This window comes from Bacillus sp. FJAT-28004, assembly GCF_001280845.1.
Classification (GTDB): Bacteria; Bacillota; Bacilli; order Paenibacillales; family Paenibacillaceae; genus Pristimantibacillus.
Genome location: NZ_LGHP01000001.1, coordinates 5,111,055 through 5,133,668 on the forward strand (window position 1 = coordinate 5,111,055; position 22,614 = coordinate 5,133,668).

General features: G+C 45.6%; 15 protein-coding genes. 9 read left to right on the forward strand and 6 right to left on the reverse strand.

The genetic code is table 11. The features are described from left to right. The first annotated feature begins 142 nt into the window (after positions 1-142). Positions 143-775, forward strand: a complete 633-nt coding sequence (locus AC787_RS22130) for a hypothetical protein (protein WP_054026767.1) — start codon at positions 143-145, stop codon at positions 773-775. Positions 776-824: 49 nt separating this feature from the next. On the opposite strand, the gene AC787_RS22135 is transcribed toward AC787_RS22130, so the two are convergent. Then, positions 825-1,640, reverse strand: coding sequence for an alpha/beta fold hydrolase (locus tag AC787_RS22135; protein ID WP_054026768.1), 816 nt, complete (start codon positions 1,638-1,640; stop codon positions 825-827). A 118-nt stretch (positions 1,641-1,758) separates the two neighbouring features. Between AC787_RS22135 and AC787_RS22140 the strand changes: the two genes are divergently transcribed. Together AC787_RS22140 and AC787_RS22145 are read left to right on the forward strand one after the other, a co-directional pair. After that, entirely contained in the window at positions 1,759-2,445 is a 687-nt protein-coding gene (locus AC787_RS22140; protein WP_054026769.1) for a M50 family metallopeptidase, read from the forward strand. A gap of 22 nt (positions 2,446-2,467) precedes the next feature. Then, the gene (locus tag AC787_RS22145; protein ID WP_054026770.1) at positions 2,468-3,286 is read left to right on the forward strand and encodes a PPK2 family polyphosphate kinase; all 819 of its coding nucleotides are present in this window, start codon (positions 2,468-2,470) and stop codon (positions 3,284-3,286) included. A 131-nt stretch (positions 3,287-3,417) separates the two neighbouring features. Here the strand turns inward: AC787_RS22145 and AC787_RS22150 are convergent, their stop codons facing one another. Continuing rightward, complete coding sequence (locus AC787_RS22150) at positions 3,418-3,894, reverse strand: small multi-drug export protein (protein ID WP_054026771.1); 477 nt, start codon at positions 3,892-3,894, stop codon at positions 3,418-3,420. Positions 3,895-3,915: 21 nt separating this feature from the next. Continuing rightward, on the reverse strand, positions 3,916-4,944 hold the full coding sequence (locus AC787_RS35230) for a peptidoglycan DD-metalloendopeptidase family protein (RefSeq protein WP_063847559.1): 1,029 nt from the start codon (positions 4,942-4,944) through the stop codon (positions 3,916-3,918). A gap of 194 nt (positions 4,945-5,138) precedes the next feature. Here AC787_RS35230 and AC787_RS22160 point away from each other — a divergent pair, with 194 nt between their 5' ends. The 3 genes from AC787_RS22160 to AC787_RS22170 all read left to right on the forward strand — a co-directional run bounded on the left by AC787_RS22160 (position 5,139) and on the right by AC787_RS22170 (position 8,009). Beyond that, complete coding sequence (locus tag AC787_RS22160; RefSeq protein WP_054026772.1) at positions 5,139-5,897, forward strand: response regulator transcription factor; 759 nt, start codon at positions 5,139-5,141, stop codon at positions 5,895-5,897. Then, on the forward strand, positions 5,894-7,645 hold the full coding sequence (locus AC787_RS22165) for a sensor histidine kinase (RefSeq protein ID WP_054026773.1): 1,752 nt from the start codon (positions 5,894-5,896) through the stop codon (positions 7,643-7,645). The genes AC787_RS22160 and AC787_RS22165 overlap by 4 nt, the downstream gene beginning before the upstream one ends. 181 nt (positions 7,646-7,826) lie before the next feature. After that, entirely contained in the window at positions 7,827-8,009 is a 183-nt protein-coding gene (locus AC787_RS22170) for a hypothetical protein (RefSeq protein ID WP_054026774.1), read from the forward strand. A 78-nt stretch (positions 8,010-8,087) separates the two neighbouring features. Here AC787_RS22170 and AC787_RS22175 read toward each other — a convergent pair whose 3' ends face one another. From AC787_RS22175 to AC787_RS22185, 3 genes are all read right to left on the reverse strand, one after another. Then, a complete protein-coding gene (locus AC787_RS22175; RefSeq protein WP_054026775.1) occupies positions 8,088-8,750 on the reverse strand; it encodes a PspA/IM30 family protein in 663 nt (220 codons plus the stop codon). Between the two features lie 62 nt (positions 8,751-8,812). After that, the gene (locus AC787_RS22180; protein WP_054026776.1) at positions 8,813-9,028 is read right to left on the reverse strand and encodes a PspC domain-containing protein; all 216 of its coding nucleotides are present in this window, start codon (positions 9,026-9,028) and stop codon (positions 8,813-8,815) included. A 290-nt stretch (positions 9,029-9,318) separates the two neighbouring features. Next, positions 9,319-11,265: an amidase family protein gene (locus AC787_RS22185; RefSeq protein WP_054026777.1), complete on the reverse strand. Its 1,947-nt coding sequence runs from the start codon at positions 11,263-11,265 to the stop codon at positions 9,319-9,321. A gap of 278 nt (positions 11,266-11,543) precedes the next feature. Here AC787_RS22185 and AC787_RS22190 point away from each other — a divergent pair, with 278 nt between their 5' ends. From AC787_RS22190 to AC787_RS22200, 3 genes are all read left to right on the forward strand, one after another. Beyond that, the gene (locus AC787_RS22190; protein ID WP_054026778.1) at positions 11,544-11,819 is read left to right on the forward strand and encodes a hypothetical protein; all 276 of its coding nucleotides are present in this window, start codon (positions 11,544-11,546) and stop codon (positions 11,817-11,819) included. Positions 11,820-12,181: 362 nt separating this feature from the next. Then, on the forward strand, positions 12,182-12,853 hold the full coding sequence (locus tag AC787_RS22195) for a hypothetical protein (RefSeq protein ID WP_054026779.1): 672 nt from the start codon (positions 12,182-12,184) through the stop codon (positions 12,851-12,853). 2,206 nt (positions 12,854-15,059) lie between these two features. Then, positions 15,060-22,334 (forward strand): endo-alpha-N-acetylgalactosaminidase family protein, encoded by a 7,275-nt coding sequence (locus AC787_RS22200; protein WP_054026780.1) that lies wholly within the window; start codon positions 15,060-15,062, stop codon positions 22,332-22,334. Positions 22,335-22,614 lie beyond the last annotated feature (280 nt).

Sequence of the window (22,614 nt, forward strand, 5' to 3'; positions counted from 1 at the left end):
CTCTATAGATCCAAGTGGATCGGGGACAGTCCTATTTGTTATCTAGCTGCATATTTTGTAGGAGCTAACTTGGTCTTCGTGCTGCAAGTAGGGTATACTTTTCAGTATATTTACGTTTAGTAAGGAAGGAGAGCGTGCTTGAATGCCAGATTTGAAGCAGGGTAGACATACAGATCAAGCAGACAGTCCTCTTATTCAACCGCCTTCTGCTGTGAGCAGGACAAGCCTTATTGAAAACGGCATGACGGTTTTACAGCAATGGGGAGCGGATCATATTTGCAAGGTTTGCATAGCAAACAGCGGATCATGCTGCAACGATTGCCGCAATCTGCTCGATGGTGTAGGCTGTCAACTGCGAAATACCAGTTGTACGGCATGGTTATGCGGTTTTCATAAATATTTATTATTCGAGGTTGGACAGTTAGAGGAATGGAATATGTTTTGGGATGAGGTTCCCGGCCAGGAGTTTCGTGAGGACTTTACACCCGATCATATCGTAATCGATAAATCATTGCATATTCAAAAGCAAACAATGGAGCATCTTGGCGAAGCCCTGGCTGCGGATTTACAGGAGATGGAGCGCTCGCATATTGCGATCGGCATTATCCTTACGCTTCGGGAGAAGCTGGATAAAAATATTGATCAGTTTATGCTGGAAGAGAAAGATCACAAACGTAAGCTTAGGATCAAAAGAAAAATAAAAGTTCTTTCAAGCGATTTTCAGCGCTTTCACCATTTATTAAATAAATACCGGATAGAGCAAGCTGAAACTTAGCTCCATAACAAGCCCAAAGGAGCCGATCATTCCGGCTCCTTTGGGCTTGTTATTTCAAAAATTCGAGCAGCTCATGATTAAACCTAGCCGGTTCATCAAACAGCATGCCATGGCCGCTTTGCTCAAACGTTACGAGCGTGGAGCCGTCAATGCCGCCCAGCAGCTGCTTGGCGAATTCTGGTGGACATATTTGATCCAGCATGCCTTGGAAAATGGTCGTAGCGGTTTTGATTTGTATCATATCTTTCCGCAAGTCCTCATCACGCAGCGATTCGAACGTATGAACCATCCCCCAAGCTGATGCCTCTAAACCTTGCAGCTGCAGCCAATCTTTAAATGGTTGACTGATGGTGTTTGGCTTACGATCTGCAAGAAATTTCTCACCGAAATCACGAAGCAGCTGCGGACGGTCTTTTTTGATCGCTGCTATTTGCTCATTGGCTTCCTCTTGCGTCATGCCATGCAGGTAGTCGTCTCGCTGAGTGAACGAAGGAGCGGCCGCTCCTAGAAGCGCGAGCTTACGAATGCCGTAGCCTCCATGGCGCGCCATATAGCGGACGGCGATTGCTCCTCCTACGGAGAAACCAACTAGATAGGCTTGATCCAATTTCAAATAATCAATGACGGCCCTTACGTCATCTGCAAGCCGGTCATAATGATAACCAGCTGCAGGCGCACTGGATTTGCCGAAGCCGCGTTGATCTATTCCGATACAGCGATATCCCTGCTCGGATAGCAGGGTGAACTGAGCTTCAAACATTTTGTGGTTCAGCGGCCAGCCATGCAAGAAGATGACGGGGATTCCGGAGCCGATATCCTCAACATATAGTTTAACTTTTTTCTCAACCTCGATATAATGTCCCATAATATCTCTCCTCTCACGTTTATTCTTATTCTTACCCGATTTAATATCATTTGAAAAATAAATCTTTCTCATACGTAAGAGGAGTTAAAATAGCGGCATAGGATTTGGAGGCTAAAGTATGTTTTCTTGGTTGCGTTTGGCGGTTATTATTATCGTTACTACTTTTTTGACAAGGTTCATTCCGTTCTCGGCATTTTTTCAAAATGTGAATACATTAGTCCACGAGCTTGCTCATGCGCTGGCAGCTTTGCTGCTCAAGGGAAGTGTTCTGCATATTTATTTGTACGCTGATCAAAGTGGAGTGACCTATACCTCCTATACGGACAGCTGGATGCTAATCCCGATTGCGCTTGCCGGCTATACGGGCTCCGCCCTGTTTTCGCTGCTGCTTTTTTTTCTGCATGCTAAAGGAAAAGGTCGTTTCGGATTAGCGATAGTTGCGATAGCAGCAGGAGTGGCGCTCGCGCTTTTTGTTCGAAATGGTTACGGTATGGCTTGGAGTGCTGGCTTTATGGCGTTGACGATTCTTATTTATTTTGCTGCCCCAAGCTGGCTTCGTAACGGTTATTATTTGCTAATTGCTTTTATTTGTTTGGTGGAATCGATCATTAGTCCATTTGTGTTGCTCTATCTTGCGATTACGGAGCCGGCATCAGCTGGGGACGCGGCTGGTTTAAGCGACGTAACCGGTGTACCTGCCTTCGTGTGGTCCGCTTTGTTCTGCTTCTTCTCGCTCTGGTGTGCCAAAATAGCGACCAGTTGCTTGTTTAGGAGAGGTGCTGGTGGGATACTAATAAGTAAATAAAGGCTAGAGAGGCTGTGAGGAAATGTCCAAAAGCTACAAACTGCCCGAGAAGAAAAAGGTGGATTTGAAGGACATCGATCCGAAGGATACGGGTCGTTTTTATAACAAAGATGAAGTCGTTCAGGCAGTGAAGGAGCTTGAGCTAGAGCTGCAGCAGCTGCAAGAAAAGCTTGCCGCCGGCAAAGAACATGCCGTGTTGTTTGTTTTTCAAGGCATGGACTGCAGCGGTAAGGATGGCGTAATCAAAAAAGTATTTGCCGGACTTCATCCGCAGGGCATTTCTGCCCATAGCTTTAAGACGCCAACAGAGGAGGAAGCGCGACATGATTTTTTATGGAGAGCACATGTTGCCGTACCTGCCCTTGGCCAGATAGCCGTATTTAACCGTTCGTACTATGAGGAAGTTTTAATCACGAGAATTCATGGTACGGTAAAGAGCGAGGAAGCGAAGGAGCGGTTTAAGCATATCAATCATTTTGAGGCTCTTTTAGCGGACAGCAGGGTGAAGGTGGTCAAAATCTTTTTACACATATCGAAGCAGTTCCAGCTGGAGAAGCTTATAAGTCGGATCGAAGATCCGAGCAAAAATTGGAAGTTCGACCCGTCCGATTTAAAGGAGCGCAAGTCATGGAAACAATATGGCGAGCTTTATGAGGAGCTGTTTGAAAAATGCAGTAAAGCGGCGCCATGGTATGTCGTCCCTTCCGATAATCGTTGGTATCGCAATTATGCGGTGCTTCGAATCGCCGTGGACGCTTTGCGAAGTCTTGATTTAAAGGAACCGGCTGCTAGACCGGAGCTTCAGCCATTTTTGGAGGAGCTGAAGAAAGAAGAAGCGTAGCTTGCTGGATTACTGGACGCTAACCTACTCGGGTTATCTTACAAAGGTGAAAACACCATTGTAAGATAACCTTTTTTCTTGCCTGTTGATGCATATAGCATCGAGAGAGCATGTTTTCTCGTTTCTAGCTATTAAATCAATTTCATATAACCGAAGCCATAAACGGAACCGAGCGCCATCGCAATTGTCCATACGGCAAGGCTGACCGCCATCCATTTCATGACGCGTATCCGCGACGAACCAAACGACAAGGCAAATAAAGCTGCGATGTCCGTACCAACAATAAGGGGAGCCAGCAGGGCGAGTCCGGGAAGGCCATATCGCTCCCAAATTTGTCTAGCTCGGGTCTCTTTTTTGGATGACGTGGTAATACCCTTCTTTAACCTTCGATTGTTTCTCCAATTCGAAAATTTTTTGAAAAATAGGCCAAGAAGCAATACCAAGAGAAAGTTACCTGCAAAACCGATAACCGCAACCGCAATTGGCGACAATCCTGCAACGATGCCCAGAGGCACGACAAGAAAAACATCCAGCCAAGGCGCTGCTGCAAGTAAAAATAATACAATATAGGCCCATATCCCATCTGCTTGTTGAATCCATTCAATCATAATTGTGCCTCCAGTGTAAGTTTAATGAGCAGAGTTAATCGTTTCGCCTTGAATCGGCTTCAAGGCGTTCTCCCACTTCACATTGATAGAACGCGCGGTGAATAAATCAGCTCCATCTGATAGCTGAAAATGCAGATGGGGCTCACTGCTATTGCCCGAATTGCCCGTCAGACCAATAACATCGCCTTTCTTGACCTTATCCCCCGGATTTACTGTAGTAGAGCCTTTCTTAAGATGAGCCAAATGGCTGTATTCTCCTCCGTGATCAATGACAACGATATTCCCAGTTGGCTGATTTGGATTCATGACCCCAACAGGCTCGTTATCTATAATATCATTCACTACCGATACGACGGTACCGTCCGCAGGAGCAATAATTTCTTTCCCGAAGGCATAATAGCTTTCATTTTTGAGCGGATCACCTTTGTAGGAGAAATGATCCTTTGCTTGGATAAAATCATAGGCGTATCGCTGAATCTCTAATTCATAGTGATAATTCACAAGTACATTCTCTCCGCCCCAAAATACATACCATTCGCCCTCAAAAGGTAAAGCGTATTCATGCTTGCTCAGCTTCTTATCGGTTTCAGGCGTAGAGGTTAGTTCCTGAACTTGGATTGCTGTTATGACCCCGTCAGGATCAAACATTCCGACCAGTCCCTTATTTCCTGAATCATTCACCCATGTGCGCCGGTCGTAACCATTGAGCAGCATAGAAGAAGACTTCTCCAATGTGCGGATCCCCTTTGTAAACTCTTTTCCCGTCTTTTCTAAATCTGCTTCGCTTACCGCATCTTTCAAAGGCTGATTAAAACGGGCATAAATTTCCTTGAAGTTGCCGTCCAGCAGCGCCTTTGGCAGGTCGTCTGGCATAAGTGTCTGGTTCGTCTCCATGGGGGGACTCGTTGTATGCCCAGCTCCCGTATTTGTGGTAACTTCCGTATTTTCTCCTCCGCAAGCCGCTAGCAGCAAAGCAAGTGATCCCGCAGCTAAGGCAGTCTTTGCAGTCACTGCCATTCCATAAATGATGTTCGTTGATCGTTTTTTCATCTTCATCGCCTCCCTATAGTGCAATTGTAGCAGTAGAGACTTAGCTCTTATGTAACCCACCATTAACGCACTCTTAACTTTTAGACGAGTGAATAGAAACGAATTAAGCTTCCCTTAAGATTAGAATGATTAAAAAGTGAAAAAAATCATGCTATGATGTTATAAACATCGGTTGGCGGAAGGAGTTTGCACCAATGAACCATGCATCGATTTTGCTCGTTGATGATGAGCAATCGCTTCTGGAGCTTTTGCAGACGGTATTGCGCAAGGAAGGTTACACGAATATTGATACAGTGCAATCGGGTGAAGAAGCTATTGAAGCCTGTGAAGCTAAAAAATACGATTTAATAGTACTGGATGTCATGCTGCCAGGGCGCAGTGGAATTGAAATATGTCCTTTTATAAGGCAAACAACGAACGCGCCAATTTTATTTCTGACTGCGAGAACGTCGGATTTTGATAAGCTGACTGGGTTTGCGATTGGCGGAGATGATTACATTACCAAACCTTTTAATCCGCTTGAAGTGGTTGCCCGCATAAGGGCGCAACTGCGGCGGTACTTTAGTTCGTCAACGGAGACAGATGCCTTGAAGAAGACCTCGGAGGAAACGTTCAATCGATCATCGAATGTCTTTGATTACGGTCGATTTAAGTTAGATGAGGCAGCAGGTGAATTGTTTATTGAGGGGCAGGCTGTTTCATGTCCTGCGCTTGTGTTTCAGTTGCTGCTCTTTCTATGCAAAAACCCCAATCGAATATTCAGCAAAAGCGAGCTGTATGAGAAGGTTTGGGGTGAAGAAGCTTTCAGTGATGATAATACGATCATGGTTCATATTCATCGGATAAGAGAAAGAATTGAAGCTGATCCGTCTAACCCGAAGTTTATCGTTAACGTCAGAGGTATGGGCTACAAACTAGTTAAAGCGGAACAGCAGGAGATTACCATGCCATGAATATCAAGCGACGACTAACGCTAAAGTTCGTTCTCCAGCTCGCAATAGCAGGTATGATCGTTCTTCTCATAGCTGCGCTGACTTTTTTTTGGATGCTGCAGCGGTTTAGCGAAATTAACATCACACGTGATTTTGCCAGTGTAGGGTTAGAACAGATGGTAGAATCCTCTAAGCTTGGCAAGAATGGCATTACGTTTGCACCAAGCTTGCTGAGGCAGGTGAAGAAAAATAATGGCTGGCTGCAAAGCCTAGATGAGAATGGAAAAGTTGCAAGTGCTTATAATACGCCAAAAGATGTTCCCAACCAATACGGACCAGGTGAATTAGTTGACTACTGGGTGGGGAAGAGCCCATTTCCTTACCAGATTGCGCTTTGGATACAGCAGAAGGATGGGAAGAAGTTCACAATGGTTTATGGTGCTCCAAAAATAATAGAGCCTATATTGGAACAATTAAGTGACGGGGAATTCATTGTTTCTGAAAAGAAATTAGTCCTTCCAGATGCCATATCAGGGAAAATAAGATCGGCTCATGCTTTTGTTCAACTGATTGATTCGGCAGGCGTGGAACTGGTTGCCTATAACAAGCCCGACGCAGTGCCTTCGCTATACTCCGTTCCGGAACTTGCGCTTCGCACATTGTACAGTGAAAGATACGGTTACCGGATAGCAACCTCGTATGATGCGGAAACTGGAAACACCTGGCTTGTCGGAGAGCCAAATACTATAGCCGGAGACTCGGGCAAAGAGAATTGGATTCCGGAGGAAGCGCAGGTAGTCATTATCGGGTCTATTTTCTTATTTATCTCCTTACTGGTATTGTTCGTACTCCTCTCACTATGGCAGGCCCATCGCTTTGGCGCACCGATGCTGCACATGCTTGTATGGCTGGATTCAATAGGGAAAACGGTGTATGAAGAACCTGTTGATCGTAGAGGTCTCCATCGCAGCCGAACGTCAGCAGGAAAATGGCGGCGAAGGTATCGTGTTTTTGCTGATGTGATGGTTTCTATTGAAAAGTTATCCAATGCCTTGAAGAGAGAGCGAGCAACACGGGAGCAAACGGAGAGCTTGAGAGAAGAATGGATTGCTGGCGTTACCCATGATTTGAAGACGCCGTTATCCTCTATTTCTGGTTATGCCCATTTACTAGCGGAGCCGGCATATGATTGGTCTCAGGAGGAGATACGTAAATTTTCTGCGACGATTTTGGACAAATCAGCCCATATGGATATGTTGATCAGCGATCTTGCTATGACTTACCGATTGAGGACGGGAATACTTCCACCTGAGACGATGAAGGTTGAGCTGAACGCTTGGCTGTATGAAGCACTTGAGCAGGCTGCCGCCGATCCTGCATATGGAAAACAGCGCATTGTATTTCATGCTGCGCAAGATGATGTTTGGGTTCAGTTGTACACCCCATGGCTCGAGCGAGTTGTTAACAATTTAACAGCTAATTCGCTGCTTCATAACCCGCCTGATACCGTTTTGACGGTATCGCTTCTGGCGACTGAAGAGGGTGGCGGAATAACGATAAAATTCGCCGATGATGGCGATGGTATGGATGAAGCTACATTAAATCGGCTTTTTGAGCGTTATTATCGCGGTACGGATACCGCGTCCACCTCCAACGGCTCTGGACTCGGCATGGCTATATCGAAGGGGCTGATTGAAGCTATGGGTGGCAGGATTACGGTTAAGACAACACCGGGTGAAGGGACGACTATTTTGTTAATATGGAGCTGACAATGTCGTTTTTCATCGAACAAACAACAGTTAAAGAATCGCTGTAAAATTAGTGAATAAATGAAAAAAATGCTAGATCATGATATATTGATGATCTAGCATTTTTTTAGTCTACAAGAGAATGAAAATCTAAAATAATATATTCTTGTCAACCGAGTTTGTTTGCCAGGGAGGGTTAAGAATGCAGCAACAGGAAAAAGAAATACAGGAGCTTAAAGAACGATTAGTTAACGTAGAGGAAAAACTTCAACGTAAATCGAATTCTTCTAACGCTCTTAAGTTTGTACTTGGGTTCATCCTTATATTCGTCGTTCTACTGATCGCAATTGGCGTATTTCAATTTATTAGCTCTAATTCATCCTAATTTAAAATAATCTCCTAACGAAGAAAGCAGCGGCCAATGACGTTACTATACGTCTTGGCCCGCCGCTGTAAGTTGAAGTTAGGCTTTTTTAGATTGAAGCCGTTTAAGTTCTTCATCCACACGAGCTTTGCGCTGCTCGAGCTGCTGATCGGAACTATATGCGCTAGCATTTAAGCTGTTGTATGAACCTTTTGTAAGTTCACGTTGTGCTTCTAATTCCATCACCTTCTGTTCAATCCGATCGAACCCTTGTGAAGCTGAGCTTCCATGAAGAGAGTTGGAATAGCCAGCAGGGGTTGCAGTTGTCTGCTGCACGCGAGTAATGAGCTCAGCGCGTTTTCCTTGCAGCCGTGTTTTCTCTTCTTTCAATGCCTCAATGCGATAACCGAGGTCAAGTACGGCTTGCTTTGCTAGCTGCTGCAGTCTTGCTGTTTCTTCAGCTTGTTCCAGATACAATAACTTTGCTTCAAGTGCTGTACGCGCTTCAGCCTCGCGTTCCTCGATTGCAGCTTGCTCTGCTTTACCCTCGTAATAGCTCACTTGTCCGCTAAATTCACTTAGCTTAGATTGCAACATACGATCTTGTGCTTGCTGCTGCGCCACCGCATGTTCAGTCTTGGCAATTTCCTCATCCAAATCTCTCAAATAATGATTAAGCATCATAACCGGATTTTCCATCTTGTCTAACATTTCATTGGCCGCTGCCTTCGTCATACTAACTACACGTTGTAAAATTCCCATTTATAATCTCTCCCTAAAAGTTTGTATTTGCATTTATTTTCAAAAACACTCGTTTGTTTGGTTTAGTAGTGATCGACAAATCGAAAGTCGTTGTTTATTGCTTTTGGAATAAACAGGGTTGCTATGAAGTATGCGAGTATGACAGCTCCGAAACTGAAGAACGCCGCAATGACAACTAACAATCTAACAATAGTAGAATCAATGCCAAGCCATTGTCCGATGCCTCCGCATAAACCCGTAAGCTTGCTGTCCGTTGTTGATCTAAACAATTTTTTCATATTCAGTCATCCTTTCGTGTAGCTCATCTATGTCCTTATTGTAGTGTTTGAAAGCTTCTTTCGTAACGGTCCTCGGGCTATTCTGGTGCTAGGCTTTAGGCGGGGATTGTCTGCGACGGACGACGGGGTTTTGCTATTTTCATAGCGGTTATAGGCTTTGCGGCCTCAGAAATTGCATTTAAAACTTTATGGTCTGACATAAAAAAGCAGTATCTTTTTTAGATCAATAAAAAAAAGCTGTCCAAAGTCATTAGACTTTGGACAGCCTTTTTAGTAAGATCGCTTCTCATTTAAGGTGTTAATACTGGCGATTTACGGTTGTGTGTTCCTTGTTCATAGGCGTAGCTAAGTTTGATTAGTGTTGCTTCTTCGAAGGAGCGGCCTAGGAACTCTATTCCTGCAGGCATACCTTCTGCTGTGAAACCAGCTGGAACGGTAATCGCTGGGAATCCTGAATAAGGACTAAGTCTGTTATTGCTTCCCGCTTTCCCACTTTCTCCAACGAGAGATGCTGTCTGCGAGGTTGAAGGATATACGATCGCATCCAGATTGTTATCTGCCATTACCTTTAATAAAGACTCACGCGTTACCTTGGTTCTTAACAAAACAATATCTTTGTATTGCTCAGTTTCGAGTGTTGTAAGCGCGTCACGTGATTTCAATGAGCTTTCTTGGGACTTGTCGTAAAGTCCTGATGTGATAATTTCAGTTAGTGACTTATAAGGAGCATTCGGACCAAGGTCTGCTAAATACTCATTAAGTTGAAACTTAAACTCGAAGCTGCTAAGACTTGGATATTTCATAATATCGGCCAGTTTCGGTATCTTGATTTCAATGGTTTCCGCACCAAGAGTCTTCAAGTCGGTTACTGCTTTTTTGATTAGATCTGTTACGGGCTTTTCTTCAGCAGTAGTACCGAACAGTTCGGTAGCAACTCCGATGCGTGCTCCTTTTAGACCGTTAATGTCTAGGAAATCCGTATAACTGGTAGGAATTTTGCCTACGTTGTATGCGGTTGAGATATCATCAGGGTCATACCCTGCAGTTGCATCAAGCAGGATGGCAGCATCAGTTACTGTACGAGCCATTGGACCACCGACATCTTGCGTGAGTGCTAGTGGAATGATTCCATCGCGACTGGATAAGCCAATTGTAGGGCGAATACCGACAAGGCTGTTATAAGACGAAGGAATTCGAATCGATCCACCCGTATCGGTACCGAGTCCAGCTAATGCGAAATTGGCTGCAATGGATGCACCCGTTCCGCCACTGGAACCGCCCGGATTATGAGTGAGTCCATAAGGATTCAGCGTTTGTCCGCCAAGTGAGCTTTGTGTTGTAATACCAAATGCAAACTCATGAAGATTGGACTTAGCGAGGATGATTGCACCTGCCGCCTTCAGTTTAGCAATTTGATCAGCATCTTCTAAAGGAATAGAGTCCTTTAAGCAAAGACAGCCGGCAGTAGTGGGCATATCATTCGTATCGTAGTTATCTTTGACGATAATCGGAATGCCGTGCAACGGTCCTCTTGATCCTTTTTGAATACGTTCATCGTCTAATTGTTCAGCAATTTGCAGTGCCTTAGGATTAACTGTCAGTATGGCATTTAGCTTAATACCTTGATCATCATATTTTTCAATACGATCCAAATATAGTTGAACCAATTCTTTAGATGTCAGTTTACCTTGTTCGATGGCATGTTGAATATCAGCAATAGTGGTTTCAACTACATCAAAAGGCTTCAAGAAATCATATACTCGATAGGCAATTGCATAAGCTTGACCGTATGTTAGTGCTCCCTTGGGTGCAAACCTGGTGCTATCAACTCCATTCATTAGCAATGCTTTCATTACGGATCCTACAGCAAATGATAGAGTAGTGTTATCCGGGATATCTTTAAACGACTCGGGTGCGTCTGTTAGTTTAAGAGTATCATCAAGGAGAAGTGCTGCTTCCTCGCGAGTAATAGTAGAAGAGGATTTCATTTTAAAAAGTGAATTTGAACCAGCAAGTGCAGCCGATTTATTAAGAAGGCCTATAAATTCCACCGAGGTAACGAGAGCATTAGCGTTAATGCTTGAATCTCCTAATTTTAGTGAGATCGCCTTGACAGCATCCCCCTGATAGGCAGCTTTGGAAGCAAGTGCCGCATTTGCCGTGAGAGGCACAGTTAGTAGCAAGCTGCCGATCATTAATACAACCGTACGTTTTTTCCATGATGTCCAGTTCAGCATAGCTCATTCTCCTCTATAATGTTATGTAATCTAACATCATGTTAGAGCCTGATTGTTTAATTGGCAACAGATAATATCCCTCTAAAAATCGATTAAATCCATGTTTTACGCAAATATACTCACTATATCTTCTGATATAAAGGTTTTTTAAATAGAATTTAAACGCTCTCTCTCTTTGGAATATTCGCATATTCTAAAAACATTATGTCATGTATAGTGACATGGATGCTTTCCGGCATTTATTTAAGGAGCGTCTTTTTATTCTATTTTTCAAGCGGATGAAGCGACAAATTTCCTTTACTCTATTCAAGCAATCTACTATTATAAATTTAGATTTGAGAGATAATAATTGTTTGCTGATCGCTTTTGCGCTGTGCCTTCCAAGCTTCGTTGCTTCGTCCTCTATCCAAGCGAAAGAGGCTAAACCTGCTGCTTCCTATGTAGCAGAGCGTTGGGGCGAAAGCATCAAGGGAGGTATAGCTGCAAAGCCGGTCATCGGCGAGGAAAGCACTAGATTTATAAAAAAACGGCGTCAGCCTGATATGTGCAAATAACGTCCTAGGCTGACGTCCATGGTATAAACCTGATTATTTTACCTCCTGCATGTTTTTCCACAAAGAGCTATTCAACGTTCGCTTATGATGGGGCATTCTCGTCCACAATGAGCAATATCCGATTCGCCTCACAATCGGAGAGTTGTGTGGTGTCACAGGCATGGTAGCCCTTAGGTGCGGTGTAAGGGGATGACCCTCATTGAGCTTCAGTTTTTTGTGCTGTACGGATAAAGCATAGATGGCTTGCTGCCCAGTCGTGGTTTCTTTAAAGTAGAATAAAAAAGTTGTGACGTAGAACGTCCTTGGTTTTCCTCTGTGTCAGAGGAGCCGAGGACGTTTTTTCATTTTGAGGAGGATGAGAGATGGAATTTGCTGAAGAACATGAGAAATGGCTGAAAAAACATTTGCGTGCAAGTAGAGGCGAGCATAAGAGCAGGATTCAGCGGGGACATGGGCATGGCGAACGTTTGTTTTTGGAACAAGTCTGGTGGCCGATGATGGGTAGTTTAGAGCATTTGCATCCGGAGTATGAAGTTATGGATTGGCGTGGGAATCCGTTTTATATTGATTTGGTTTGGCGGCGGGGAGCGACACGGTTTGCTTTTGAAATAAAGGGTTATGGACCTCATGTTCAGAATACGGATCGAATTCGATATCGTCGGGAGCTAAACCGGGAAACTTTTCTACAGGTGCTTGGATATCGGGTCGTGTCCATACCGTATGACGAGTTGGAGGAAAAGCCGCAGCTTATTGCGTCTTTGTTGCAGTCGCTGCTGGTTCCTTATTTGGTGACACACACGCAAGAGCAAAACTTGACACGCCTGGAGCGTGAAATGTTGCATTATGCGTTTAGGTCGAACAAAGCCATTCGCCCTGCCGATGCGATGAAGGAGTTTCAAATTAATCGCCGCACAGCGGTTAAATATTTGAAAAGGCTATGTGACGTTGGTAAGCTGCGTCCAGTTGTATCAGGAAAAGGTATTCGTATTGTCAGTTATGAGTTGATACGCTCGGCTTTTAACCCTTTTTTGTAGGGAGTGGCGGCTGAGTGCGTGGGGTTGTGCGTTTGTGAAGTGTGCAAGGAGTGTGAGTGTGGATGTGCATGTAGTGTGATTGGGGTGTGTGTGCGCCGCGCGTGAAGTCTGAATAAGCGCAGAAGTGCACCTGTTTTTAACTAACCAGATGAAAATGGCGCAACTAGGTGCACAAGTGCATCTAGTTGCGCAGATTTGAAAAGTAGTTGGCGGAAAAGGTGCATTTATGCGCTTAGATGAAGCTGCTGCGGCTAAGCGGTGTGCTCACTTAGCTAGCTTGGCTGGCTTGGCTAACCAGCTTTGTATTCTCGGCTTTTTTGAAGAGAGTGGCGGCTGAAAGCGCAGGAGTGTGCGTGAAGCGAGAGTATACCGTGTGTGAACCGTGCGTGAAGTGTGAATAAGCGCAGAAGTGCACCTGTTTTTAACTAATCAGATGGAAATGGCGCAACTAGGTGCACAAGTGCATCTAGTTACGCAGATTTGAAAAGTAGTTGGTGGAATAGGTGCATTTATGCGCTTAGATGAAGCTGCTGCGGCTAAGTGGGGTGCTCACTTAGATGGCTTGGCTAGCCATCTTTGAATTCTCAGCTCTTTTTAGGGAGTGGCGGCTGCGCGGGAGTGTGCGTGAAGCGTGCGTGCACCGTGCGTGAAGTGTGAATAAGCGCAGAAGTGCACCTATTTTTAACTAATCAGATGGAATTGGCGCAACTAGGTGCACAAGTGCATCTAGTTGAGCAGATTTGAAAAGTGGTTGGTGGAATAGGTGCATTTATGCGCTTAGATGAAGCTGCTGTAGCTAAGGGGGGTGCTCACTTAGATGGCTTGGCTAGCCATCTTTGAATTCTCAGCTTTTTTTAGGGAGTGGCGGCTGCGCGGGAGTGTGCGTGAAGCGTGCGTGCACCGTGCGTGAAGTGTGAATAAGCGCAGAAGTGCACCTGTTTTTAACAAATGAGATGGAAATGGCGCAACTAGGTGCACAAGTGCATCTAGTTGCGCGGATTTGAAAAGTAGTTGGTGGAATAGGTGCATTTATGCGCTTAGATGAAGCTGCTGCGACTAAGCGGGGTGCTTACTTAGCTAGCTTGGCTAGCCAAGCTTTGAATTCTCGGCTTTTTTTTAGGGAGTGTGCGTGAAGCGAGAGTGTGCCGTGCGTGCACCGCGCGTGAAGTGTGAATAAGCGCAGAAGTGCACCTGTTTTTAACTAATCAGATGGAATTGGCGCAACTAGGTGCACAAGTGCATCTAGTTGAGCAGATTTGAAAAGTAGTTGGTGGAATAGGTGCATTTATGCGCTTAGATGAAGCTGCTGTAGCTAAGGGGGGTGCTCACTTAGCTGGCTTGGCTAGCCAGTTTTGTATTCTTGGCTTTTTTGTAGAGAGTGGTGGCTGGATGCGCGGGAGTGTGCGTGAAGTGTGAATAAGCGCAGAAGTGCACCTGTTTTTAACTAATCAGATGAAAATGGCGCAACTAGGTGCACAAGTGCATCTAGTTGCGCGAATTTGAAAAGTATTTGGCGGGATAGGTGCATTTATGCGCTTAGATGAAGCTGCTGCGGCTAAGTGGGGTGCTCACTTAGCTGGCTTGGCTAGCCATTTTTGAATTCTCAGCTTTTTGTAGGGAGTGGCGGCTGCGCGGGAGTGTGCGTGAAGCGTGCGTGCACCGCGCGTGAAGTGTGAATAAGCGCATAAGTGCACCTGTTTTTAACTAATCAGATGAAAATGGCGCAACTAGGTGCACAAGTGCATCTAGTTGAGCGGATTTGAAAAGTAGTTGGTGGAATAGGTGCATTTATGCGCTTAGATGAAGCTGCTGCGGCTAAGCGGGGTGCTCACTTAGCTGGCTTGGCTAGCCATCTTTGAATTCTTGGCTTTTTTTAGGGAGTGTGCGTGAAGCGTGCGTGCACCGTGCGTGGAGTGTGAATAAGCGCAGAAGTGCACCTGTTTTTAACTAACCAGATGAAAATGGCGCAACTAGGTGCACAAGTGCATCTAGTTACGCAGATTTGAAAAGTAGTTGGTGGAATAGGTGCATTTATGCGCTTAGATGAAGCTGCTGCGGGCTATACGGGGGGCTCCCCCGTCCCAAGCAGCCCTTTTTTCAAAAAAGATCAGACTTCTAACAAAAATGATCATTCTTAAGCGCTTTCATCTGTTCTATGCTAATGAAATCCGATTAGGATCAGATTATCATGAAGGATGGGTGAAAAATGATTAAGAGGAAAAAGAGCACTATTTTCAAATTGTATGTTTGGATGATTTGTTTCGCAGTTTTTAGTCAATTGGCCGTATGGCCAAGTGCGGTAACCTATGCGGAGGAGGTCGTGTTGGAAGAAACGATCGCGAGCATTCCCGCTATCGAAGTTAACACAACAATAGGGAATCCGCCGATCCTTCCACCGGAGGTACAAGCTGTATTTAGTGATCAATCCGTTGGACAAGTTCAGGTAAGCTGGGACGAAACTAATGCCTCCCAATATTCTGAGGCGGGAGCTTTCAATGTAGAAGGTAGCGTTCAAGGCACTAGCCTCAAGGCTTCTGCTGAAATTACGGTAAGCGAAGACGATTTTACGGCATTTCTAAATGGGATTACGACCAATGTACCTGATGGACAGAGCGTCGTTTCCTACAGCAACAACTATCAGTCTATGCAGCCCGAATCTATGACTTTTATGAAAGGGAACGGGACAACTTCCGTTAACAACGGGCTGACGGTAGATATGAATTCGTTAGAAAACAATATCGCCATTGCTGCTTGGGATAAAGGGCCATGGCTGTCCGCTGGTGCGATCGACGCAACGCTGCGTTACACTAGCGGGACGCAAGGCAATATCGGCGTTGTTCTCGGAGCCTACAATTCCACCCAAGGATTGTCTATTCGTTATGATGCTGGTTCGACTTGGGTCATTCAAAGCCCTGATGGTTCTGGCACTTGGGAGACCTTTGATGGACCTGAATTGAAAACGGACACAGATTATCGGATCAAAATTGGTTATAACGGAAACAAGCTATTGGTTATCGTTGATGGCGTTACCTATTACAACAAAAATACGAATTTATTGAATCTGACGGCCGAGATCGGTCAGGTGGCCTTGTATAAACGTTATGCAGCAGGACAAGTCGTTATTAAGGATATTAACATCCAAGGCGTCGGCAAAAACGAAAAACCAACAGATATCATCAACTATGTGCAAAATTACGAAGACCCGGCATACACACCGCGTTGGTCCGGCCTTAATGCTCAAGTGGTAACTGATATTACGGGCAATAAGGTATTATCGGTAAAAAAAGGCGCTAAAGAACGCGGAGCAGATTTGGATTCCCCGCAGCTTCAATCGGGTACGCTTTCATTGGATTTTAAGCTCGTCAATCCCGTTAAGCTATCAAGCGGCCAAGGTTTTGCATTTGGCTTCAGAATGAATGACACGGCAAACGTATTTAGCGAAATCGGAGTTGATCCAAACCGGTGGTTGCCTGAATCCAGCTCCGGTTGGGGCAGCAATTTAAATATTCCTTATCCGATTCAGGGGAAATGGAACAATCTATTGTTTAATTTTAATGGAAAAACGATTACGGTCTACATGAACAAAAAGCTGGTCGGCGATATTACGTTTGATCAATTTACCGATGCGGCTGGCTTGTTCGGACTTCGTATCAGAAGCACGGTAGAGCTGTATATCGACAACGTGCAGTATACGAATCAAATCATTACACCGAAGGAATTGGTGCAATACAGCAATAACTTCCAGGATGGCATTACGGGGGATTGGAGCAACGCTGCTGCAGCCATCGTCAAGGAAGGTAGCAATCACATCTTGAAGTTGTCCGGCATCACGGGCACCGTTTTGAATAATGACGCGCCTCTCCTGCAAAGCGCAACCTATATGCTGGATGTAAAACCTACGACCGATGTGATCGGATTTGCTATAGGCAACAATTCTTTAGTGAAATTTTCGAATGGCCAATGGATTTTGGAGAAGGATGGCAGCACCATTCCTTTTGTCGCAAGCGACGCCATTGCATCGAGTCCATTGCTCTTGAGTTGGAATAAGGTCGGCTTACAATATAGCGACTCTTCAGTCACACTAAGTATAAATGGAGCTAAATTGACTGCGAATTTACCGTCCGGCCAGCAATTCGGAGAAGGTCCATTCGGAGTATACGGTCAAGGCGAGTTGTATGTGGACAACATTTTGTTCACGGAGGAATTTATCCAAATGGATACTTCCCCGGTCGCAAGCAAGATGTATTATGAACAATATTATGAGACGGCTTCAAGTATAAACTGGACTGGACTCGGAGGCAGTCAAGTAGTCGATGGTTATTTGAAGGGCAGCGTCGCTTCTGGATCGGTTGCGGTAAACGATGATATTGTTCCGGTTAAGAACGGCGTATTCCAGGTGAAGATGAGAACAAATGCTTTGTCCGCAGGTGTTAAGATCGGCAATGCGGCCATTTATTACGATGGTCAAGGAAAATGGATGTATCAAGTTGATGGTGGAGAGAAAAGAGCTATCGGAGACAGTATCGAAGTTGTACCCGGCAAAGATTTTATTATGCGGGTCCGGTTGATTGAAAACGAGCTGAATCTTTATGTGAATGGCATTTTGGCGGGCACCATCCAAGCGGAAAACTTCACCCCGGGAGCATTCGGTGTTTATAATCCTGGAAACGAAGCGATACAAGTTGAGATGGATGCGATGACCGCAGAAGAAATCAGAATTTATGAGCCCGACTACTCTACGCCAAACTGGAGCGCAATGGATTCCAGCAGTCCGACTGTGTTGGAAAGCGGCGAGGGCAGTGTTAAATTAAAGCTGCCGGGAGTATCTCTCGTTACCGATAAAAACAGTCCTGACGTTGTCGATCAGAAAGTAACCTTTGATTTCAAGACGAGCGTAGGCGCTGGGACGGACGGAGGGCGCTATGGATTTATTTTGAGAGGATATGACGATAATCGCTACGTATCTATCGTTCATGACATTAATGGAACTTGGAAGCTTTCCGCAAACGGCAACGATTCCAACTTCCCTACCACATATTCTATGGCAGCTGATACTGTCTATAAAATCGAACTGAATCTAATTGGAAGCACAGTCTCTTTTGCTATTACCGATGCCGATGGCAACAGGACGGATATGGGCGCGGTTATGGATAACACGGTGACCTCCGGGGCTGGTAAATTCGGCATACGTTCTTGGTATAGCGCCAAAGACATGACGATTGCCAATCTGAAGGTAGTTGAACAGGAGTCCATGCCGAAGCTGCAGCTTGCGGCGGAGCTTGATTCCATCACCAAAGACGATTTGACTGTTACGCTGAACAGGGATTTTCCGAGTATTTTTTCCTATCAGGTCGGCAATAAAAAGATGAAAGCAGCAGACGAGCAAACCAATACGTTGCAAATCAACAATACGGAATATGTAGCCCGGACGGTTTCGGAAAAGGTTGGCGACAGCAAATATGTATATACGATGACCTTTGACGAAATTGGCGTGGTAATTAAGGCATTCATGGAAGCAAAAGAAAATAACGTTGTTCGATTTGAAGTGAGTGAAATTCAAGAAAATAGTGATTTTGTTGTCAGATCGCTGGAATTGAACAGTTCTCTCTTCTTTGTGGACAGCTCCATGAACGGCGCTACGTATGCCTGGAACAAGTCTGACGGTAAGTGGCACGGGATTACGGAAGAGCTGGTAGACGATATGTCCAAAATGAATCAAACCGGTTCATTCGGCGCAACGATGATGATGGTGAGCGCAGCAGGACTGGGCGCGTCTGTGGAAAATAACGTGATGAGCGGCGGAAATAAGGTGCTCGTTAACGCCGAGAAAAAGTCGCTTGTGAACAAGCTTACAGTAAAACCCGGTTCGTGGACTTACCGTCATACGCAGAGCAATGAAAAGGAAGCGCTGCCGTGGTATAACGTTGTTCTTACCGAGGACCGCAATTCCGATGGGAAAGTAGACTGGCAGGATGCCGCTGTGGCTTATCGGAAAGAAATATACGTGCAGCCGTTCGGCGCGGAAGACATGAAAAACAATATGATGTACATTGCGTTCAACTTCGCCAGCCAGGCGAACGATCCGTTCCTGAACGCTCTGGACACCGGTAAAGTGCTGTACAATTATTCCGATGGCTTTGGACAAATGATATTGGAAAAAGGGTATCAGGCGGAAGGGCATGACGATGATATTCCTTCTTACTCCAACATTGGGGTGAGACAGGGCGGATTAGCTGATTTTAACTACTTGATTGACGAAGGGGACAAATATAACCTTAGCGTCGGCGTTCATTTAAACGCTACAGAATACCATCTTGACGCAAACGAGCTGAACTATTCCAATCTGACAGGAGCGACGTCAAACGGATATAAGCAGGATCGACTTGCCAAGGGATGGGATTGGATCGACACGAGTTACTACGTAGATCAGACAAAGGATGTTTTGAGCGGTGATCTGAAGTCTCGGTTTACAAGCTTGTACAATCTCACCAAAGATCCAGCAAACCCGAACGACCCTGCCTTGGATTTTTATTATGTCGACGTGTACACGGGCAATGATTACAACGCTTATAAATTGCTGCAGTATGCCAACGGCTTGGGGTTGAAAGTAGGAACGGAATTTGCGGGGCCTATTGAGCCCGGATCGGTCTTTGTCCATTGGGGAACGGATTTGGGTTATCCGAACCAGGGGAACAAAAGCATTCTTTACCGATTGGTTAAAAATGACCTCGATATTTTCGTCGGCAACGCGCTGTTTAAAGGCCAGAAAATCCCGGTCGTAGCGACTTGGGGGGATTCCAAGCCAGATATTCAACAAGGTGTAACCGTGTTCTTCAATGAAGTGCTTCCGACGAAATTTATGCAGCATTATGGTGTCATGAAATATGAGACGGATCAAGTGACCTTTGAACAGAATGTGGTATCCAAACGAAATAAAACGAACAACACAATTGAGCTATCCAAAGACGGGAAAGTCATCTCTTATTGGAAAGATACCGGAACAACGACGGATACGGCCGAACGTCATACGAGCCAAGCCGACTCCTTGATTCCTTGGCTGTGGGATGTGAAGACGAACCAGACTTTGGGAATAAACGAAGGAGCTAAATTGTACCACTGGAATACGACCGGTAATACGACGACTTGGCAACTGACAAATGAGTTCAAAGACGGTGCATCATTTAATATGTATGAATTGACGCAGCAAGGCAAAGTGCTGGTAGATACGATTGCGGCAGTAAATGGGTCGCTAACGATTGCTAGCGCTAATAAAAATACGCCTTATGTTCTATACCCTGCAACAGCAGACGCTTTAAACCTGATTCCTGCTTCGGGTGAATGGGGAGAAGGCAGCCTGATTAAAGACTTTGCTTTCAATTCGGAGAAATTTAATGTTGAAGGCTCATGGACTGTTAATGACGCGGCCAATGTCTCCATCAAGGTCGTTCAAGGCGATGTTGGATACGACACGACAAAAGAGATGGTAAGGTCCAACTGGAACCGATATGCGGAAATTGGAAACGGAGCTGGGGAGTTGTCTCAGCAAATAACCGGATTGACTCCTGGAGGGGAATATACGGTTGGCGTATGGACTCAAACGGGTAAGGGAAGGAAATCCTCTCTGCAGGTCACAATGAACGGCAAAACTTACAACAATGATGTATCAGGATTGGACGGTTCGCATCAAAGCTCGTTTAAATATGTGGACACCACTTGGCAGAGAATGAATGTGAAATTTAAGGTACCAGCGGGTACGACAACGGCAACAATCAAGTTGATCGCAGATGCTGGAACGGGCAATGTACAATTTGATGATGTCCGGATTTGGAAGCATCTGACGGCCGGAAGTGGCGTTGAACAAGCCGGTTACGTCGTGAAGGAAGATTTTGAGAATGTGTATGAGGGCTGGGGGCCTTTCGAGTATGGAGGCGGCAGCAGGATGATTCATATCGCATCGGATCAGAGCAACCCTCATGACAACAATCCGATTGTGCAGGCAGCTGATCAAAAAATCGGTCCTGTCATGACTTGGGTGTTGAATGGTCAAAATTCATTAAAGGTGAATGAGACCGACGTGGGCAGGCTGATCAAATCAAATGAATCCGACATTAAATTAAAAGCTAATAAGACGTATGAGCTTGGCTTTGCTTATACGATGGAAAATGGGGTTACCTACGAGGTCAATGTGTTGTCTCGTTCGACAGGCGCTTCTGTGTTGAAGGAAACGCTGCAAAACAAGCCTAATTCGGGAGTTAAGGCAGAGGACGGTAACATCCGCTTCAGCCAAAACTTCACCACTGGGTCCGAAGACGATTATCAGGTCGTGTTCAAAATGGTAGCCAAAGGTGCAGGTAACGCGACTTCCGATTATGCTTTCATATTGGACGATTTCTATATCAAGAACACGGGCGTTGACTATGCGAAGGAGCTACTGCTGCAAGCAATTGAAGAGGCCGAAGCACTTAAAGAAGCGAACTATAGTCCAGTGACATGGACAGCTTTTGCCGCTGCGCTACAGAGCGCTATCCAGGTGAGCAGCAATGCCGAAGCGACAATGGAAATGATCGAATCGGCGAGAACGGCCCTAGAGCAGGCTGTAAGTGAGCTTGAGTCTATTGTCACAACTATTGTTAGCTTGCAGGCAGTGTCGATGACCACGACGGTTGGAACGGCGCCAGTGCTGCCTCAGACTGTGAAAGCTACCTACAGCGACAATTGGGTTAGTGATCTTCCGGTCGTCTGGAATGCGATTGAAGCTTCCCGTTATGCGCAAACCGGTACTTTCCAGGTAGAAGGCGCGGTAGCTGGAACCACTCTTAAAGCGATGGCGACTGTGCAAGTGCTGGCGGACAACAGCTGGCCGGGCACAAATCCAGGAACAGGAACGAATCCGGGGACGGGCACAGATCCGGGAGCCGGGACTGAGGTCACTTTCCAAGATATAGTCGGTCATTGGGCGAGAAAAGAGATTGAAGCTCTTGCAGCCAAAGGCATTCTAACAGGTATTTCAGCGAACAAGTTTAATCCCGATGCGTCCATTACCCGCGCGGAAATCGCTGCATTGTTCACCCGGGGATTCAATCTCCAAGCAGGTACTCTTCAGTCGTTTGAAGATGTGCGGGGGGACAAGTGGTACAGCAATGAGATAGCGGCAGTAACGGAAGCGGGATTGTTACAAGGAACAGGAGGCAATCGATTCGAGCCTGATCGTTCCCTTTCCCGCGAGGAAATGGCTGTCATTATCGCACGAGTGCTGCAAATGAAAGGCAAGCTGCCGACCCTGGCGATATCCCAGGACGACATCTTGGCGAGCTTTAAAGATGAGAACCAAGCAGCTGCTTGGTCCAGAGATGCGCTGGCTATTTGTATCCAGGCAGGCCTATTGAAGGGCATGCCGGACCAAACGCTCAAAGCTAAAAAAGAGCTGACCAGAGCGGAAGCGGCGATTGTATTGAGCAGACTGTTCGACTATTTGAAGTAGATCTAACTCCTTGTTATACAACCAATAGAGTTTTCTAGATTACAGAAGAGGTTGTATCAAAATCAGTGAGCTCGCTTTGAACACAGAAACTCTGAAAAAATAGCGGTACAGGGAGTTATTCCTGTATCGCTATTTTTCTATTCTGATCAATGTCTGCTTGCTTAAGCAGATGACGGGCAAGCAAATGCCTCACGACCCATTGGATGACATTCTGGCATGCCGCGAAGCAGGAGACGGAACACCGCCCGGAACCTCTGGATCCAGCAGCCCCGCAGCCCCG

Excerpts from the sequence above, each read along its gene's own strand:
- AC787_RS22130 (WP_054026767.1), top strand. The coding sequence starts at position 143 with ATGCCAGATTTGAAGCAGGGTAGACATACAGATCAAGCAGACAGTCCT.
- AC787_RS22135 (WP_054026768.1), bottom strand. The coding sequence starts at position 1,640 with ATGGGACATTATATCGAGGTTGAGAAAAAAGTTAAACTATATGTTGAG.
- AC787_RS22140 (WP_054026769.1), top strand. The coding sequence starts at position 1,759 with ATGTTTTCTTGGTTGCGTTTGGCGGTTATTATTATCGTTACTACTTTT.
- AC787_RS22145 (WP_054026770.1), top strand. The coding sequence starts at position 2,468 with ATGTCCAAAAGCTACAAACTGCCCGAGAAGAAAAAGGTGGATTTGAAG.
- AC787_RS22150 (WP_054026771.1), bottom strand. The coding sequence starts at position 3,894 with ATGATTGAATGGATTCAACAAGCAGATGGGATATGGGCCTATATTGTA.
- AC787_RS35230 (WP_063847559.1), bottom strand. The coding sequence starts at position 4,944 with ATGAAAAAACGATCAACGAACATCATTTATGGAATGGCAGTGACTGCA.
- AC787_RS22160 (WP_054026772.1), top strand. The coding sequence starts at position 5,139 with ATGAACCATGCATCGATTTTGCTCGTTGATGATGAGCAATCGCTTCTG.
- AC787_RS22165 (WP_054026773.1), top strand. The coding sequence starts at position 5,894 with ATGAATATCAAGCGACGACTAACGCTAAAGTTCGTTCTCCAGCTCGCA.
- AC787_RS22170 (WP_054026774.1), top strand. The coding sequence starts at position 7,827 with ATGCAGCAACAGGAAAAAGAAATACAGGAGCTTAAAGAACGATTAGTT.
- AC787_RS22175 (WP_054026775.1), bottom strand. The coding sequence starts at position 8,750 with ATGGGAATTTTACAACGTGTAGTTAGTATGACGAAGGCAGCGGCCAAT.
- AC787_RS22180 (WP_054026776.1), bottom strand. The coding sequence starts at position 9,028 with ATGAAAAAATTGTTTAGATCAACAACGGACAGCAAGCTTACGGGTTTA.
- AC787_RS22185 (WP_054026777.1), bottom strand. The coding sequence starts at position 11,265 with ATGCTGAACTGGACATCATGGAAAAAACGTACGGTTGTATTAATGATC.
- AC787_RS22190 (WP_054026778.1), top strand. The coding sequence starts at position 11,544 with ATGAAGCGACAAATTTCCTTTACTCTATTCAAGCAATCTACTATTATA.
- AC787_RS22195 (WP_054026779.1), top strand. The coding sequence starts at position 12,182 with ATGGAATTTGCTGAAGAACATGAGAAATGGCTGAAAAAACATTTGCGT.
- AC787_RS22200 (WP_054026780.1), top strand. The coding sequence starts at position 15,060 with ATGATTAAGAGGAAAAAGAGCACTATTTTCAAATTGTATGTTTGGATG.